14 protein-coding genes are annotated in these 16,823 nt (G+C 56.3%); 8 read left to right on the top strand and 6 right to left on the bottom strand.

The window, feature by feature from the left end:
• The first annotated feature begins 37 nt into the window (after positions 1-37).
• Positions 38-1,924 (top strand): ABC-F family ATP-binding cassette domain-containing protein, encoded by a 1,887-nt coding sequence (locus tag SADFL11_RS07795; RefSeq protein ID WP_008193810.1) that lies wholly within the window; start codon positions 38-40, stop codon positions 1,922-1,924.
• A gap of 173 nt (positions 1,925-2,097) precedes the next feature.
• Here SADFL11_RS07795 and SADFL11_RS07800 read toward each other — a convergent pair whose 3' ends face one another.
• Complete coding sequence (locus SADFL11_RS07800; protein ID WP_008193561.1) at positions 2,098-3,090, bottom strand: hypothetical protein; 993 nt, start codon at positions 3,088-3,090, stop codon at positions 2,098-2,100.
• A 404-nt stretch (positions 3,091-3,494) separates the two neighbouring features.
• Between SADFL11_RS07800 and SADFL11_RS07805 the strand changes: the two genes are divergently transcribed.
• A complete protein-coding gene (locus tag SADFL11_RS07805; protein ID WP_008194778.1) occupies positions 3,495-4,199 on the top strand; it encodes an HAD family hydrolase in 705 nt (234 codons plus the stop codon).
• Positions 4,200-4,357: 158 nt separating this feature from the next.
• Here SADFL11_RS07805 and SADFL11_RS07810 read toward each other — a convergent pair whose 3' ends face one another.
• The 5 genes from SADFL11_RS07810 to SADFL11_RS07830 form a co-directional block, all read right to left on the bottom strand.
• Positions 4,358-4,753 (bottom strand): rhodanese-like domain-containing protein, encoded by a 396-nt coding sequence (locus SADFL11_RS07810; protein ID WP_008193039.1) that lies wholly within the window; start codon positions 4,751-4,753, stop codon positions 4,358-4,360.
• A 38-nt stretch (positions 4,754-4,791) separates the two neighbouring features.
• Positions 4,792-5,226 (bottom strand): peptidoglycan-binding protein LysM, encoded by a 435-nt coding sequence (lysM, locus tag SADFL11_RS07815; protein ID WP_008191622.1) that lies wholly within the window; start codon positions 5,224-5,226, stop codon positions 4,792-4,794.
• A 318-nt stretch (positions 5,227-5,544) separates the two neighbouring features.
• Positions 5,545-6,255: a class I SAM-dependent methyltransferase gene (locus tag SADFL11_RS07820; RefSeq protein WP_008196642.1), complete on the bottom strand. Its 711-nt coding sequence runs from the start codon at positions 6,253-6,255 to the stop codon at positions 5,545-5,547.
• Positions 6,252-6,704 carry a DNA polymerase III subunit chi gene (locus tag SADFL11_RS07825; protein WP_008193128.1) on the bottom strand — a complete coding sequence of 151 codons (453 nt, stop codon included), beginning with the start codon at positions 6,702-6,704 and terminating at the stop codon, positions 6,252-6,254. The genes SADFL11_RS07820 and SADFL11_RS07825 overlap by 4 nt, the downstream gene beginning before the upstream one ends.
• 457 nt (positions 6,705-7,161) lie before the next feature.
• The gene (locus SADFL11_RS07830) at positions 7,162-8,661 is read right to left on the bottom strand and encodes a leucyl aminopeptidase (protein ID WP_040453300.1); all 1,500 of its coding nucleotides are present in this window, start codon (positions 8,659-8,661) and stop codon (positions 7,162-7,164) included.
• A gap of 505 nt (positions 8,662-9,166) precedes the next feature.
• On the opposite strand from SADFL11_RS07830, the gene lptF reads away from it, so the two are divergent.
• The 6 genes from lptF (at position 9,167) to rsmA (ending at position 16,805) form a co-directional block, all read left to right on the top strand.
• A complete protein-coding gene (gene lptF, locus SADFL11_RS07835) occupies positions 9,167-10,354 on the top strand; it encodes an LPS export ABC transporter permease LptF (protein ID WP_008191985.1) in 1,188 nt (395 codons plus the stop codon).
• Positions 10,351-11,445 carry an LPS export ABC transporter permease LptG gene (gene lptG / locus SADFL11_RS07840; protein WP_008194286.1) on the top strand — a complete coding sequence of 365 codons (1,095 nt, stop codon included), beginning with the start codon at positions 10,351-10,353 and terminating at the stop codon, positions 11,443-11,445. Before lptF ends, lptG begins: the two co-directional genes overlap by 4 nt.
• Positions 11,446-11,450: 5 nt before the next feature.
• Entirely contained in the window at positions 11,451-13,823 is a 2,373-nt protein-coding gene (locus SADFL11_RS07845; protein ID WP_008192259.1) for an LPS-assembly protein LptD, read from the top strand.
• Positions 13,824-13,977: 154 nt separating this feature from the next.
• The gene (locus SADFL11_RS07850; protein ID WP_050776213.1) at positions 13,978-14,898 is read left to right on the top strand and encodes a peptidylprolyl isomerase; all 921 of its coding nucleotides are present in this window, start codon (positions 13,978-13,980) and stop codon (positions 14,896-14,898) included.
• A 5-nt stretch (positions 14,899-14,903) separates the two neighbouring features.
• Entirely contained in the window at positions 14,904-15,938 is a 1,035-nt protein-coding gene (gene pdxA / locus SADFL11_RS07855) for a 4-hydroxythreonine-4-phosphate dehydrogenase PdxA (RefSeq protein WP_008196234.1), read from the top strand.
• A 15-nt stretch (positions 15,939-15,953) separates the two neighbouring features.
• Positions 15,954-16,805, top strand: coding sequence for a 16S rRNA (adenine(1518)-N(6)/adenine(1519)-N(6))-dimethyltransferase RsmA (gene rsmA, locus SADFL11_RS07860; protein ID WP_008196011.1), 852 nt, complete (start codon positions 15,954-15,956; stop codon positions 16,803-16,805).
• Positions 16,806-16,823: the final 18 nt, after the last annotated feature.

The raw sequence follows: 16,823 nt of genomic DNA on the forward strand, positions 1-16,823 counted from the left end.
ACTTGCATCAATCAGCCAGTTTCGCCAAACACGGCCCATGTTGCAGATATCGGATTTGACTTATCGGATCGGAGACCGCCTCCTGATCGACAAAGCCAGCGTGACCCTGCCCGCCAAGGCCAAAACCGGCCTTGTCGGCCGGAACGGTGCGGGCAAATCGACCCTCTTCAAGATCATCACCGGGGATCTTTCTTCAGAGACAGGGTCTGTCCAGATCCCGAAGCGCGCGCGCATCGGCCAGGTGGCCCAGGAAGCGCCGGGGACCGAACAAACGCTGATGGAAGTTGTGCTTGCCGCCGATACGGAGCGCACCAGACTATTGGGCGAAGCAGAGACTGAGACCGATCCGGACCGGATCGCGGAGATCCACACCCGGCTTGCCGACATTGGCGCTCATACGGCCGAAGCGCGGGCCGGAGCCATTTTGTCCGGTCTCGGTTTTGACGCCGCCGCCCAGCAGCGGCCCTGCTCGGCCTTTTCCGGCGGCTGGCGCATGCGGGTCGCGCTCGCCGCGGTTCTTTTTTCCGAGCCGGATCTGCTGCTGCTTGACGAGCCGACCAACTATCTGGATCTGGAAGGCACGCTCTGGCTGGAAAACTACGTCGCGCGCTATCCGCACCAGGTGCTGCTGATCTCCCACGACCGGGATCTCCTGAACAAGGCCGTGGACAGCATCGTCCACCTCGACCGGGGCAAGATGACCTATTACTCCGGCGGCTATGACAGCTTCGACCGGCAACGCCGCGAGGCGATGATCCTGGCTGAAAAAGCCAAGGAAAAACAGGACGTACAGCGCAAGCACATGCAGGCGTTCGTCGACCGGTTCCGCTACAAGGCGTCAAAGGCCCGGCAGGCGCAGGCCCGGCTGAAAATGCTGGAAAGGATGGAGCCGATCGCAGCGCTGACGGAAGAGAGCTCCAAGCCGATCCATTTCCCGGATCCGGAAGGCCGACTTGCTCCGCCGATCATCAAGCTGGAAGGCGTCTCGACCGGGTATGGCGATACCAAGATCCTGTCCCGCCTGACTTTGAATATCGACACAGATGACCGGATTGCCCTCCTCGGTGCCAACGGCAACGGCAAGTCGACCTTTGCCAAGCTGATTTCCAACCGGCTTGTGGCCATGGACGGCGAGATCACCAAGGCGACCAAGCTGAAGATTGCGTTTTTTGCACAGCATCAGCTGGACGAACTGCGCCCGGAAGAAAGCGCGGTCGCCCATGTGCGCGCCCTGATGCCGGATGCCCCGGAAGCCAAGGTCCGCGCCCGCGTTGCCCGCTTCGGCCTGCCGACCGACCGCCAGGAAACTCCGGCAAAGGACCTCTCAGGGGGTGAAAAGGCCCGGCTGCTGCTTGGCCTTGCGACCTTCGACGGTCCGCATCTTCTCATTCTCGATGAGCCAACCAACCACCTCGACATCGACAGCCGCGAAGCGCTCGTCATGGCGCTGAACGACTATCAGGGTGCCGTCGTTCTCATCAGCCACGACCGCCATCTGGTCGAAGCCTGCGCAGACCGGCTGTGGTTGGTGGCTGATGGCAAAGTCGAGCCTTATGACGGCGACATGGAGGATTACAAGCGACTGATCCTGCAAGGCCCGGAAGCCGCCCAAAAAGCGCGCGACAAGGCCGCTGCGGCGGAGGCTGATGCGGCCAGCGCTCAGGAAAAACGCCGCGAAGCTGCGCAAAAACGCAGCCAGCTGAAACCGCTCAGGCAAAAGATTGACGCTGCGGAAAAGGAAATGACGCGTCTGCAGCAAAAAATCGCCAAGATCGACGACATGCTTGCAGATCCGGAATTCTTCCAGACCGACCCGAACCGCGCCGCAAAATTCGCCAAGGAACGCGCCTTTTGCGAAAAGAAACTGGTCAAGACAGAAGAAGAATGGCTGGAGCTGTCAGCGGAGTTTGAAGAGGCGGGGTGATCCACCTTTGCTCCGCGTTTTCCCCCAGTCATCCCATAACTTGATGTTTGTCCTTCATGCACGCCTCACCGAGTGGACAAGAACCGCCATGGATCCCCGGAGCCGGGTCCGGGGATGAGGAGTGTGGTCAGAAGCCGAAGAAAAGCGCTGCCCCCTCGCGGTCCATCCGTCCATCAAATCACCGCCTTAAGCTCGGTGATCTCGGCGTCCATGCTGTTGATTTTCGAGACAACTCCCTCTGCACTCGTTGTCAGCATCGCCGTTTCGTTGCGCAGTTCCGAAGTGTCGGTGTGAAGGGCGTTGACTTCTGACTTCAAGCTTCTGACCGACGCTTTTAGCGCTTGGCTTTCCGTTTGCACGCCGCGGACCGCAAGATAGACATTCTTGAGATCTGTTTTGGACGCCGCGAACGAAACATCGATCCCCGTAATCGTCAAGTTAAGCAAAGGCTTCACAAGGGCAGATGCGCCGACCGTCATAGTAAAGTCGGCGTCACCATTGATCGTGCTTTTTGCACCGAAATAAAAATTGTTGGATGTACCTGTTGTGAATGTATTTTCTGTTTCACTGACCTTGTACTCTTCCCCCAGAATGCTCTTGTAATGACCTTTTGAGTATTCATAAATCATTCCTGTCGCATCGCCATTTGTGCTCGTGCCTGCGCGTAAGATGATGTCTTTGTCGGTACCGCTTTCCAACACAATCTCGCCTGCAGATGCCTTTATGTTGATATCGCCAGTCGTTGACGTGATTGATACGTCTCCGGACACGGTAACTGTGTATGTATCTTCAATGATCAGTTTGTAGGTCCCGCGGGTTCTTTGGTGAAAATCAGCAGTGTCCGAGTACATTTTTCCGCGGGTTTTCAATAGAATGCGACCATCGCAGGCCAACAGAATGCCCTTTGCATGGTCTTTTTCTCCTGCCGCTACTTCGGTTGATGTCTTGCCATCAGCCGCTGAATCTTGAATGTGCTGATCCGGATAGTACTCATCAATAAAACCGTCCAACCGGGCAGTTTCTTCAACGTCGCTATATTCCCCGAGGCGGAGCATTGCTCCAAGTTCATCTTGTTCCGCGTCAACGTCGGCATTGTATGGCACGAGAAAATAGACGTGCGGCTTGTCGTAAAGACTGTCAGTGCTAGGCTCATCTTCAATCGACATGGGCAGGCCTTTTCAAGCAAGGAGACAGGAAGCGAATCAGCACACAGCAGAAGCAGTGACACATATACCCTAGGTATATTAGAAAGCCCTATTAGGGTATGACGGGCACGATAAAGACTTTGTGGACCAGCCGGCGAAAGGTACCGGCCACCTGCCGTAACACACGCCAAGGACGGAGCGTTTGCAAACGAAACGTCATGAACCCTCGGACCATGTCCGGGGTGACACGGAGCGGGCTTATCCAATACCGCTGTTCGGTCCCAAACCTCATCCCTAACAATTCCTTGCCCCAAACCTTCAAATCGTCCTCACCCGGCACACGTGATTTTGACGGCGCTGCCTTATGGTTGTCGCGCAATGGGATCGGCTGCTGCCAAGCGGCCTTGGGATGAGACGAGACAACCGTGCGCGAAAAAATCACCACGCTGGGTTTTGATGCCGATGACACGCTCTGGCACAACGAACATTTGTTCCGGCTGACGGAGGACCGGTTTGCAGAGTTGCTCGCCGAATACACCGATCCGCAAGGTCTCAAAGACCGGCTGCTGAACGCGGAAAAACGCAACATCCTGCATTATGGTTACGGCATCAAAAGCTTTACTCTGTCGATGATCGAAACCGCGATTGAGGTCACCGACCGGAAAGTGCCGGCAAGTGTGGTTTCCCAGATCCTCGAAGCTGGACGGGAGATCTTGAGCGAACCGGCAACGCCCCTGCCCTATGTCCTGGAAACGCTGAAGGCGGTCAAAGATCACTACAGGCTGGTCATGATCACCAAGGGCGATCTGTTCGATCAGGAGCGCAAGGCCACCGGGTCGGGGCTCGACCGCTATTTCGACGCTTTGGAGATTGTATCGGAAAAGACGCCGGAGACCTATGAAACCCTGTTCCGCCGCCACGGCACAGGGGCTCAAGAGGCCATGATGATCGGTAACTCGCTGAAATCCGATGTGCTGCCGGCACTCGCCGCGGGCTCTTATGGAACGCATGTGCCCTTCGGCCAGACACGGGCGCTCGAAGAAGCCGATGTTCCGGAAGCATCCGACCGTTTTTACCAGATCGACCACATCGGCAAGGTGCCGGAACTGCTCGCGAGAATTACCGCTTGACGGGCTGCGGCTTTTGAAACAGCCGTACACCATTCTCCGCGGTCATCCCCGACTTGTACGGGGATCCATGGGCACCCGTGTCCGCCGGTTTCAGCGCAAAATCGCGTGGCCCCCGCACAGGGCGGGGATGACGGCTATTCTGTTCGGCTGCCCCGCCCTCAATCGTCTTTTTCGACCGGACCGCCCTGTTTGACCCAATCAGCGAAACCGTCGGTGATGTGGGCGGCTTCAAACCCCATGGATTTCAGGGTTGCAACCGTTAGCGCCGAGCGCCAGCCAGCGGCGCAGTGGAAGACGAACTTCTTGTCCTGGCCGAAAATCTCCTTGAAATAAGGGCTTTCCGGATCAACCCAGAATTCTGTCATGCCACGCGGACAGTGAAAGCTGCCTGGAATGTATCCAGAGTGCTTGCGCTCGCGGACATCGCGCAGGTCAACAAACTGAACTTGCGGGTCCTCGACCAACGCGATGGCGTCCTTGGCGTCGATTTCTTCGATTTTCGCCCGCGCCTGCGCCACCAGTTCGGCTGAGGAGATTTTCAGTTTTTGGGTCACGGGTAGATCTCCTCAACCTATTCTTTTAATTCATGTTCTTAAAGCGCCGGAATGCGCAAGACCTGACCCGGATAGATTTTGTCCGGATGAGAGAGCATCGGCTTGTTGGCTTCGAAAATAGCCTCGTATTTGGCACCATTGCCATAGGCTTTTTCAGAAACCGCCCAAAGCGTGTCACCTTTTTCCACCGTGTGGAACTTGGCTTCCGGCTCGGCGGCGGCCACTTCGATCTCTTCTTCGACCTTAGCAATACCCAGTACGTTGCCGACCGCCAGGATCAGTTTTTCGCGCGCTTCCTGGGTTGGTGCAGCTCCAGCAACTTTCACGGTGTCGCCTTCGACTTCGACTTTTACGTCGCCATCAAGACCAAGTTTGGCGACTTCCTTTTCAATCGCCTTGGCGCTGTCTTCCGGTGCCTCATCATCGCCCCATAGGCTCTTGCCCGCATCTTTCACAAAATCAAAGAATCCCATTTCCCATCCCCTAAAAGAGCTTAACCCAGCTGCCAGCCGTTAATGAACCCGGCAGCGCTTCACTTAGCGGCAGGAACTCTGTCAATGCAAAGAATTTCCCTGCCTCTGAGGCAGTTTCCACATGATGGCGCAGTAAACTTGCGGCCTTCGCTGACAAATCGGCGACAACTATTTCCTTAGACTGTACACTTCATTTGATCAAAACACCGGAAGCATTCAATCATCCGGCATCAACCGGAATTCCTCCGGTCAATTGCGAACTATGAGACACCCCTTTGATCTAAAGCACTGTCACCAGAACTGGACTAAGGTACTGGCTTACCACTTACGAAAAAATACCGCCCGGACATGGGGAATGATCCGGCCCGGACGCTCAATTTCATAAAACTCTTCGCGGACCATCGTCAGACCGAACGTTTCGAAACGCTGCCATTCAGACGGTTTCATCGGCCATGGCGGTCCCTTGGCTGCGCCGGTCTCATCCTGGCTGCGGTTGATCAGAAGCAATTGTCCACCCGGTGCAACCAGACCGGCCATGACCTCAATCGCCTTGGTGCGCAAGTCGCCATCAAGCGCCTGAATGGTGTAGCACTCCTGAACCAGATCGAACGCAGCCAGCCACTCGCTTGGTAACTGAAAAAGATCTGCCGCACGGTATGAGACAAAACTGTCCGGAAACCGTTTTTGCGCCCACAAAATAGCGTCTTCCGACAGATCGAAGGCCTCGGTTTTGTACCCCGCAGCCGCGAGAGCCTCCGCATTGTCTCCAAGGCCGCACCCGATATCGATGGCGCGTTTACCGTTTCCCGGATTTTCAGCCAGCCAATCGACAATTGCCTGCTTGGGTGCCAAGTCCGCCCACGGAACAGCGGCCGGATCACCGCCAGCTTCACGGTAGACCGTATGGAACCACGCCAGCCGGTCATCCGCAGCGCCCCCCTTGGCGCCGGTCAGTGCGTCAATCCGGTCCCGAGCCGCATCCCGGCGCGCCATAAATGCGCTGTCGGAGTGAACCGTCTTGTCGCTCATGCCTTACGCTCCCAGCCGCCCGCTTCCGTTTGCTGCCAATAAGCGATCTGGAAACCGGAGGATTTGGCCTCCTTCCAAGCCGTTCGCGCTTCGTCGACCGCCCCCTGATCATTGCCGTCAAACATGTAGATCGCGCGTTTGTAAGGGTCGAGTGTCGGCGGCGCGGCCCGGTCCACCAGAAACCGCACATCCGCCTCGTTCGGGTTGTCTTGCTCGAAGGTCAGATAGATCGGTTGATGTTCCGCATAACCATCGGCCTTGGTGCCGTGCGGCAGGAAGCTGTCGTCCTGATAGGTCCACAAGTGTGCATCGAGCGCGTTGCACCGCTCCTGGGATCCGGTTTGCACAACCACTTTCCAGTTACGTTCCAGGCACTTTTGAAGAAGCTCCGGCAACGCCAGCTCCAGCGGCTTGTGCAAGAGATGATAAAAGACAACTTCAACGCTCATAAGGTTTCAACAACACCTTTTTGAAGACTCACTATCAGTCACCATGCACAGGACTAACATGCAGTGGTGGCAAGAAGTGATGCAGCTCGGCCACAGGAAGAGCGGCAAATTGCGTCAACACAAAACCGACCGTGGACACCATAGCCGAGTCGTTGCATTAACCTTCCGAAAATAACCGTTCGTTAGGCTTACCGCCGGGGACGATCTTTCAAGATCTGGCGTTATGGCTGGGGTACGGTTTCCCGACCCGGCCGAGATGGGGATTGTGTATGCTTGCACGAGTAGTTGTGTTTTGCGGATTGGTGGCTTGTGTAGCTGGAGCCACTGTCGGCATGGGTTTTCTGGTCGAACCTGCGACCGCATGTCAGGCCTATAAGACCTGCTGATTTACGGACACTTCAGTCCATGAAAAACCCGCCTATTCGGCGGGTTTTTCTTTGTTTTCAGCTCTTTTCAATCAGCTCTCGTAGTGGTCGGCCACCAGCTGGTTGAGCAGGCGAACGCCGTAGCCGGACGCCCAGCTTTGGCAGATATCATCCTTGGGCGCTCCGAAAGCGGTGCCGGCAATGTCCAGATGCGCCCACGGCACGTCGTTGGAAAAGCGCTGCAGGAACTGCGCAGCGGTGATGGATCCGGCCCACCGCCCACCGGTATTCTTCACGTCGGCATTCGGCGCGTCGATGATCTTGTCATAATCCTTCGACAACGGCAGGCGCCACAGCGGCTCACCACTGGCCTTGGCAGCCTCCAACAGCTTGTCGGCAAGCTCATCATTGTTTGAGAAGAGACCCGCGTTCAAATTGCCGAGTGCAACCAGGACCGCACCGGTCAGTGTTGCAAGGTCGATCATGATTGCCGGCTTGTATTTTTCCTGCGTGTACCACATGGCATCGGCCAGAACGAGACGGCCTTCGGCGTCGGTATTCAGGATCTCGATGGTCGTTCCCGACATGGCGGTCACGATATCGCCGGGCCGTTGTGCGTTGCCGTCCGGCATGTTTTCGACAAGACCGATGACACCCACTACATTTGCCTTGGCCTTGCGGGCGGCAACTGCGTGCATGGCGCCTGTGACGGCCGCCGCACCACCCATGTCACCCTTCATGTCTTCCATACCGCCGGCGGGTTTGATGGAGATCCCGCCGGTGTCGAAAACCACGCCCTTGCCCACCAGGGCGACGGGCGCTGCACCTTTCTTGCCACCATTCCAGCGCATGACGGCAAGGCGCGGCGGACGGACCGATCCTTGCGAAACGCCGAGAAGCGCAGCCATCTTGAGCTTCTTCATTTCCTTTTCGCCGAGGATTTCGACCTCAACTCCAAGAGCCTCCAGCTCTGCGGCCTTGGCCGCGAATTCGACCGGTCCAAGAACATTTGCCGGCTCGTTGACCAGATCACGGGCCAGGATCACCCCATCGGCAATGCCTTCCGCAGTGGACCAGGCTTTCCGCGCGGCCTTGGGATCTGCAACTTGAAGGGTCAGCTTGAGCGTTTTCTTGGCCTTGTCGTCGTCCTTTTTGGATTTGTACTTGTCGAATTCATAAGCGCGCAGTTTGGCGCCCATTGCGAATTCAGCTGCAAGCTCCGCATCCAGCTCATCGCCTTCCGGGGCCTCAAGAACGACTGTCGCCGTCTCTGCCTTGGTCGATTTAAGGCTGGCAAATACTGCACCACCGAACGCGCGCCAGTCATCACGTGTCAACCCGTCCACTGCACCAGTCCCGAAAATGATCAGCCGATCGAGTGAAAGACCACCTGGTGCGACAAGGTCGAGGCTGGTCTTTTTCTTTCCGGAGAACCCTCCGATCTCCGCGACATTCGCCAGGCCGCCGGTCAAATCCCCGACCAGTCCTGCTGTCGCAGCTCCCGTTGCCAATGCCTCGCCTGCCAAAGCAACCACAATCCCCTTTGACGGAGCGTCGATTTTAGAAAAGGAGATCTTGTTCAGCTTAGTCATCGTTTGTCCTTGCAGGTCGGTCGAAGTCATCAGGATGTAAAACAGGACACCGTTGTGTCCTTGCCGGGAGATATCCCTAGGCCGTGTGGGCGAATTGGAGATGCATTTCGCCGGGATTGGCATCTATCAAGATCAAGGAAATCTGGTGATGGTGATGCTTGTGCATCATCAAGACAGATTTGCGCCGGAATTGAGGTATGGAAACCCGGCCCCTTGGGTTAGACAAAAACCGTCGATCTGACACCGACAGTCCCTGGAGCGTATGTCCAATACGCTCTGCAGGACCGTCGCCGCCATATATCGGTACCTGTCTCACGAAACGCGTCTCCAATTCGTCCACACGGCCTAGATTGCTAAATGATGGCGTTTTAAAGCGTTTTCGGCAAGATCAGTTGCAAATTAATGTATATTAACCATCTTCTTTCATGGGCCATTCACCACATCCCGTGTTATTGAACATAAAGTCAAATTTTATGAGATTTGTACGGAGTATCCGGCAGCTGCCATGAACACGCTGGAACGCTACATCATTCGGCGCACCGCCTATGCGTTCACGCTCACGCTCGCCGCCATGACGGGGGTCGTTTGGGCAACGCAGGCGCTCCGGCAGCTGGACCTTGTGACGTCCAAGGGGCAGACGATCGTCCAGTTCATCGGCATCACCATGCTGGCTCTGCCGTTTCTGATCGTCACGGTCGCGCCCTTTGCGCTCATGATCGCGCTCATACTGGTTTTGAACTCGCTCTCCGGCGACAGCGAGCTGATCGTGATTGATGCAAGCGGTGGATCCAGATTTCTGGTGCTCAAGCCCGTGCTTGCGTTTGCCACCATCATCATGCTGCTGGTGTCTGCCTTATCGCTCTATGTCGCGCCCGCTGGCCTTGCCCAGCTTCGAACCGAAATCACACGTGTGCGCGCAGACCTCGTTGCCAACATCGTCAAACCGGGCCGCTTCATCAACGTTGAAGAAGGACTGACCTTCCACATCCGGAACCGTTCGGGCAAAGGTACGCTCGACGGTCTTTTGATGCACGACACGCGGGATCCGGATACGGCTTTCACCTACCAGGCTGAAACCGGAAATATCGTCGAGGCGGCCGGCCGGACATTGCTGGTGATGCAGAACGGCACGATCCAGCGGCGGCCGAAACAGGTCGGGGATATGTCGATCGTCCGCTTTCAATCCTATGCCTTCGATCTGTCCAACCTGATCCCGGAGGCAAGCGAACCGGTCTTCAAACCGAGCGAAAGAAGCACTGCAAACCTCCTTGGCCCGCCCGGAAATGATTATTTCGCGGTCACACATCCGGAACGGCTTCGGGCTGAAATTCATGAGCGGTTCAGTTTGCCGCTCTACTGCCTGTCATTCGCCCTGATTGTTTTTGCATTCCTTGGCGTTGCACGGACGACCCGGCAGGGGCGCGGCATGGCCATCGTTGGCGCGATCACCTGCTGCGTTCTTTTGCGCACAACCGGTTTTGGCATCACAGCAATTTCCAACGATTCTGCAGTGCTCTATGCAATGCGGTATGTGGTTCCGGTTCTGGGCGGTGGATTGGCCCTTGTTTCGATCCTCCGCGGGCACCAGGGCAAACAGTCTCAGGCCCTCCAACGGTTCCAGCTCATGATCGGAGACTGGGTTGAAGCTATCACCGCAAAATTGACCAGGAATCGGGCCGGGAGCGCGTCATGATCCTGGGACGGACCCTCTCAGTCTATTTCTCCGGCCGCTTTATCAAAGCGATCCTTGGCCTTTTCCTGTTCGCAGCAGTGCTGCTCTTCCTGTTCGACGTTCTGGAACTTGTCCGGCGCGGCAGCGACCGGGAAGGTTTCACCGTGATGCGGGTCGCCTATATTTCGCTCCTGCGGGTCCCACTCCTGCTGGAGCAGGTCATCCCGTTCACGGTTCTCTTCGGTGCGATCGCAGCCTTCGTAACACTCAGCCGGGCTTTGGAGCTGGTTGTGACGCGGGCCGCCGGCATTTCGGTTTGGCAGTTTTCGACGCCAGCGGTTTTGGTCGGCCTGTTCCTCGGGATCTTTTCAATCACGGTCTACAATCCGGCTGCAGTCTACCTTCAGCAAAAATCAGAAGAAGCTGCTGCCGGATTGTTTGGGGCCGATCAGACCTTTTTGTTGCAGAGCTCCGGAGAGGTCTGGGTCCGTCAGGACGGCCTTGATGGGGAGTCCGTGCTGCGCGCTTCTCAGCTTCTGGACAACGGGACACGCCTTTTAAGGGTGACGGTCTTCACCTTTGATGAAGACGGTACGTTCCGTGAGCGGATCGAAGCAGAACAGGCACGTCTTGGAAACGAGACATGGTATCTCGACAATGCCATCGTCTACACTACCGAAAACGATCCACAGTCTTACAGCGTCTATCAAATCAGCACGTTCCTGACTGCGACAGAGGTTCGCGAGAGCATCGGATCGCCCGAATCGATTTCATTCTGGAACCTGCCCCGGTTTATCGATCTGGCGAGAAACGCGGGTTTGCCAGCCTATCGTTACAATCTACAATATCAATCGCTGCTCGCGCGGCCATTGCTGTTGATTGCCATGATCCTGATTGCAGCGGCGGTTTCCCTTAAAGTTTCGCGATTTGGTGGATTGGGACGGATGATTCTGGGTGGAATCCTGTCCGGGTTCGTGCTTTACGTTCTTACGGAACTGGCCAAGGACTTCGGAGGGGCGGGAATCGTGCCTCCGTTGGTTGCTGCGTGGGCGCCGGGAATATTTGGGGTACTTATGGGTTTGACAATTCTCTTGCATCAGGAAGACGGGTAAGGCGCATGACGTTTCCGTTTTTTCTGAACACAGAGACTTGGGCCGGACGCGCATGCCTGTTGGCAGCCGTCAGCGCTCTTGCCGTGTCAGCTGGTATATTGACGGCCCCGCACTCTGCATCCGCACAGAACCTTGATTTTTTTAACAGCGAAGCCCCCGCCGCTGACGAAGACCTTTTGCTTGAGGCAAACAACCTCACCTACGATTTCGACCGTGACATCATTACCGCGCGCGGCGAAGTGCAGGTCTACTACGACGGCAACACGGTTCAGGCGGCTCAGATCGTTTTCAACCGTGGTACTCAGCAGTTAACGGCTACAGGCAACGTCATCTTCCTCGATACCGAAGGCAACATTCTTCGAACCGAAGAGTTGCAGATGTCGGAAGATTTTGCGCAGGCCTTCGCCCGCTCGCTTCAGATCGACATGCCGAACAGAACGCGGCTGATTGCCGAGCAGGCAACCCGTGAAGACGGCAACGTCACTGTCGTGGAAAATGGTGTCTACACGGTCTACACAAATCCATCGCGTCCGGCGGGCAAAGCGCCGCTCTGGCGCATCCGCTCCAAAACGATTGTCCATGACAAACAGGAAAAGGTGATCCGGTTCGAGCAGCCTTCGCTCGAGTTCTACGGACAGCCGGTCCTTTATGCACCGTTCCTGTCGATGCCTGATCCGACCGTCAAGCGTCATTCCGGCTTTCTAATTCCCAACTGGGTGATTGCGGACAAGCTCGGGTTCGGGGCGAATATTCCTTACTACTGGGCCTTGAGCCCGCACCGCGATCTGACGACAACATTTACTCCGCTGACCAGGCAAGGGCTTTTTGTCGACGTTGATTTCCGGCAGAAATTCCGGCGGGGTGACTTCTCGCTGTCAGCCGGTGGCATCTATCAGCTTGATCCGGACCAGTTTAATACCCAACGCGCCGACAGCGACATGCGCGGTGCATTCCGAACGACAGGCACATTCAATGTGACCGGCGCCTGGAACCTCGGGTGGGATGTCACTTACAAGAGTGACCGGGCCTTCTTCGAAGACTATTCCTTTACAAGCTGGGGCGGGAATGAAACCTCACGGATTTACTTCGAGGGCCTGACTGAGCGCAACGCTCTCAGTTTCAACACCTACGGCTTCCAGATTGCCCAGGCTGATTATACGTCGAGCAATTTCAACGCGGATGGTTTCTCGCCGGTTGGAAGCAACTTGCAGAGCAAACAACCCTTGGTGCTGCCGGTCGTCGACTACGATTTCGTATTTGCGGACCCTGTTCTGGATGGTGAGCTTTCGCTGGCTGCAAACTTCACCTCGCTGACCCGTGAAGAAACAGACGCCTTTTCCATTGATGGCGGCACCAATGCCCGCTTCCGCGGAGTGGACGGCACGTTTTCGCGTCTGTCGGTCGACGGCAACTGGCGCCGGACCTTTGTCGATCCACTGGGTCAAACATTTACGCCGTTCGCGTATATGAAGGGCGATCTGTTCTTCCTGGCCTCCCCGGATGCGGATGTTACAGCGCTCGCAGGTGAGAGTTTTGTGGGCCGTGCCATGCCGGCGATCGGTCTGGAATACAGCTATCCAATCATCGCAAGCTTCAACGGCGGCAACCAGATTTTCGAGCCGATCGCGCAGATCATCGCCCGCCCGAACGAACAGCGCATCGGGGAACTGCCGAACGAGGATGCACAGAGTATCGTCTTCGACACGACCACCCTGTTTGACACGGACAAGTTCTCCGGTTTCGACCGCGCTGAAGGCGGCACCCGCCTCAATGTGGGCTTGAACTACAAGCTTCAACTGAACAGTGGCCACTATCTAACCGGCCTTTTCGGCCGGTCCTATCATCTCGCCGGCGAGAACTCCTACAAGGTCCCGGATATTCTTGGCGCGACACAGGATTCCGGACTTGAATCCGATCTGTCCGACTATGTCGGTAGCCTCTATCTGGACACCAAATACGGTGTGAAGCTCGGTACGCAGGCACGGTTCGACAAGGACGACTTCTCGATCAACCGTTTGCAAGCCCAAGCCAGCGCCATCTACGGACCTGTGGTCTCATCGGTCGCCTACGCCTTCCTTGATGCCCAGCCGAACGTTGGCATTGACGATACGCGCGAAGAATTGCTCGGCTCAGCCAGCCTGCGGCTGCAGGAGAATTGGCGTGTGTTCGGCTCCATGCGCTACGATCTTCAGAACAGTAACGTCGTTCAGGACGGCGTCGGTGTCGGCTATGACGACGAGGGCTTCTCGCTTTCATTGTCCTATTCAGAAGACCGCAGCCGCAACGATGGCGACACAACCAATCGCCTCTTGTTTTTCCGGGTTGGCTTGAGAACACTCGGAAATACTCAGATTCAAAGCAACGCGATCAACAACTAGTGATTTTGCTTTAAGTAGGGCTATTATTTCACTGGCCTGCCACCAGAATGCCCCAAATAAGCCAGATGCTGAGAAACATCGGGTTTCTCTTTTATTCTGGCGTGCACTTTGTTATCCAGTGTCGTCAAACATGGCCAAAACTCACGGAAGTTTCATGCGCAATCGCTTCGTCATCTTGTCCGCACTCGTGGCTCTACTCTTGGCAGCGCCAATCGCACCGTCTGCTGATGCGGCAATCAAGGTGATCGTCAACGATGTGCCGATAACCGACTATGACATCACCCAGCGTGCCCGGCTCATTACGCTAACTCTGCGAAAGAGTGCTTCTGTTGCCCGGCGTGAGGCCGTGCAGGAACTGATCGACGATCAAGTCAAGGTCGGTGAGGCGACCCGCATGGGCATGAGCGTCAGCGACAGTGAAGTCGACAACGCGTACGCCAATATTGCTCGGAACGTGAAACTTACCCCCGCCAGACTGACCCAAGCGCTCGGACAGGGCGGAGTGAGAGCGGAGACCCTGAAGAAACGCCTGCGAGCGCAACTCATCTGGGGCAAGCTGGTCCGCGCCCGTTTTAGCGGCGGTGTCGACGTCGATGAATCCGATATCATCGCGGCCCTTCGCAAGACCGATGAAGAAGACCGGGCCACATCCATAGAATATGATCTCCAGCGCGTGATCGTTGTTGTTCCGAAAAACTCCTCCAATGGCTTCAAATCCCAACGCCGCCGGGAAATCGCTCAGATGCGCAAAGCGGTCTCCAGCTGCGAGGACATGGGCTCCGTCCTTGGCCAATACAAGGAAGTTGTTGTCCAGCCAATCGGACGGCGGCTAGAAACCGAAATTCCGCCGAATATCATTGATCAGGTGAAAAAGCTGGGACCGGGCAAACTGACCGATCCGAACCCGACCCCAGTCGGATTTGAAATGATAGCCATTTGCGGGAAACGTGAGATCCAGTCGGACATTGCCATGCGCACCAAGCTGGAAAACGAATTGCGGGCCAAAGAAGGCGAGAGCCAAGCCCGCCGATTGCTGATGGATGCCAAGCGCCGCTCAACGATCATCTATCGCTGATCAATATGCCGCGCTCCAAGATGCGAAGCTCAGGAAAACCCGTCGCCATCACCCTCGGCGAACCAGCCGGAATTGGCCCGGACCTGACCCTCCAGGCCTGGTTCAATCGGAAGAGGCTCGGCCTTCCGCCCTTCTACGTGCGCGGTGACCTCCAGCTGCTAAGTCAGCGGGCAGAAAAACTCGAACTTCCCGTCCACTTCGAAAGCTGCTCACCAGAACAAGCTTCGGATCGTTTTTCCCATGCCCTGCCCGTGGTTCAAACGGGACCCAGCCTAACCGATACGCCAGGCGAAGAAGATCCTGCGGCAGCCGCTTCGGTCATCGCCTCGATTGAAGCGTGTGTGAAAGACGTATTTGACGGTTTTGCGATTGGTATCGTCACCAATCCGATCAACAAGTCTGCGCTTTATAAGGCTAGTTTCAAACATCCCGGCCACACTGAGTTTCTAGGTGCATTGGCCGAAGAAAATTGGCCCGGCCAACTCTCCAAACCCGTGATGATGATTGCAGGGCCGGATCTGATGGTGGTGCCGGTCACCATTCATGTTCCCCTTTCCGCTGTTCCTCAGCAGTTGACAGAAGATCTGATCGTCGAGACCGCCAAAATCGTTGCAAACGATATGACGAGCCGGTTCGGCTTCAAGAACCCGCGCCTCGCTTTGTGCGGCCTCAATCCGCATGCGGGCGAGAATGGCGCTTTGGGGACGGAAGATCAGGATGTCATTGTTCCAGCTGTTGAGCGGCTGAAAGCAATGGGCATTGCTGCTTCAGGCCCTCACCCTGCGGACACAATGTTTCACCCCGAAGCCCGACTGAAGTATGACTGCGCGCTCGGCATGTATCACGATCAGGTTCTGGTACCTGCTAAAACCATCGGCTTCGACGACAGCGTTAATGTCACGCTGGGCCTGCCTTTCATCCGCACGTCTCCTGACCACGGCACGGCCTACACGCTTGCTGGCACCGGCATGGCACGGATCGACAGCTTCTGTGCCGCCATCCGCATGGCACATGCGCTGGCCCATCCTGAAACGCTTTAGGAAATCAATCGCGGCATGGCCCAAATCGACGATCTTCCGCCCTTGCGCGACGTCATCGCAGCTCATGGATTGAATGCAAAAAAATCGCTTGGTCAAAATTTCCTTTTGGACCTCAATCTGACATCCCGTATAGCACGGTCGGCTGGGAGCCTTGAGGATCATACGATCCTCGAAATCGGCCCTGGTCCGGGCGGCTTAACCCGGGCTCTGCTGGCCGCTGGTGCAAAGAAAGTCGTCGCGATTGAAAAAGACAGCCGGTGCCTGCCAGCATTGGCGGAAATAGCGTATCATTACCCCGGACGCCTGGAAGTCATCGAAGGCGATGCTCTTGAGATTGATCCGGTTGCTATCACGGGTGGTGGGAAAGTGCGGATTGCGGCCAACCTTCCTTATAATGTCGGCACTCAACTGCTGATCAACTGGATCACCACGCCCGACTGGCCGCCCTTCTGGTCGTCGCTGACCTTGATGTTTCAAAAGGAAGTCGGAGAACGTATCGCGGCAGCGCCCGGCTCCAAAGCCTATGGCCGGCTCGGAGTTCTTGCCGGTTGGCGCTGCAACGGCGGTATCTTGTTCGACATCAGCCCGAAGGCATTTACCCCACCACCGAAAGTCACATCTGCGGTCGTGCATCTCACCCCCAATCCTGCACCCCTACCCTGCAATCTTTCCAGCTTGGAAAAATTGACTGCGGCTGCGTTTGGACAGCGCCGCAAGATGCTGCGCGCAAGTCTGAAGTCCCTGTCTCCGGATGCAGAACGCTTGATTGAAAAAGCTGGGCTTAAACCAACCGCCCGCGCAGAAGAAATTGACATCGCAGGATTTGTGAACCTGGCGAACACGTTTCATGCGGCAGGCGCACTCTAGGCATCTTGCGCTTCTGAG

The organism is Roseibium alexandrii DFL-11 (assembly GCF_000158095.2).
Classification (GTDB): Bacteria; Pseudomonadota; Alphaproteobacteria; order Rhizobiales; family Stappiaceae; genus Roseibium; species Roseibium alexandrii.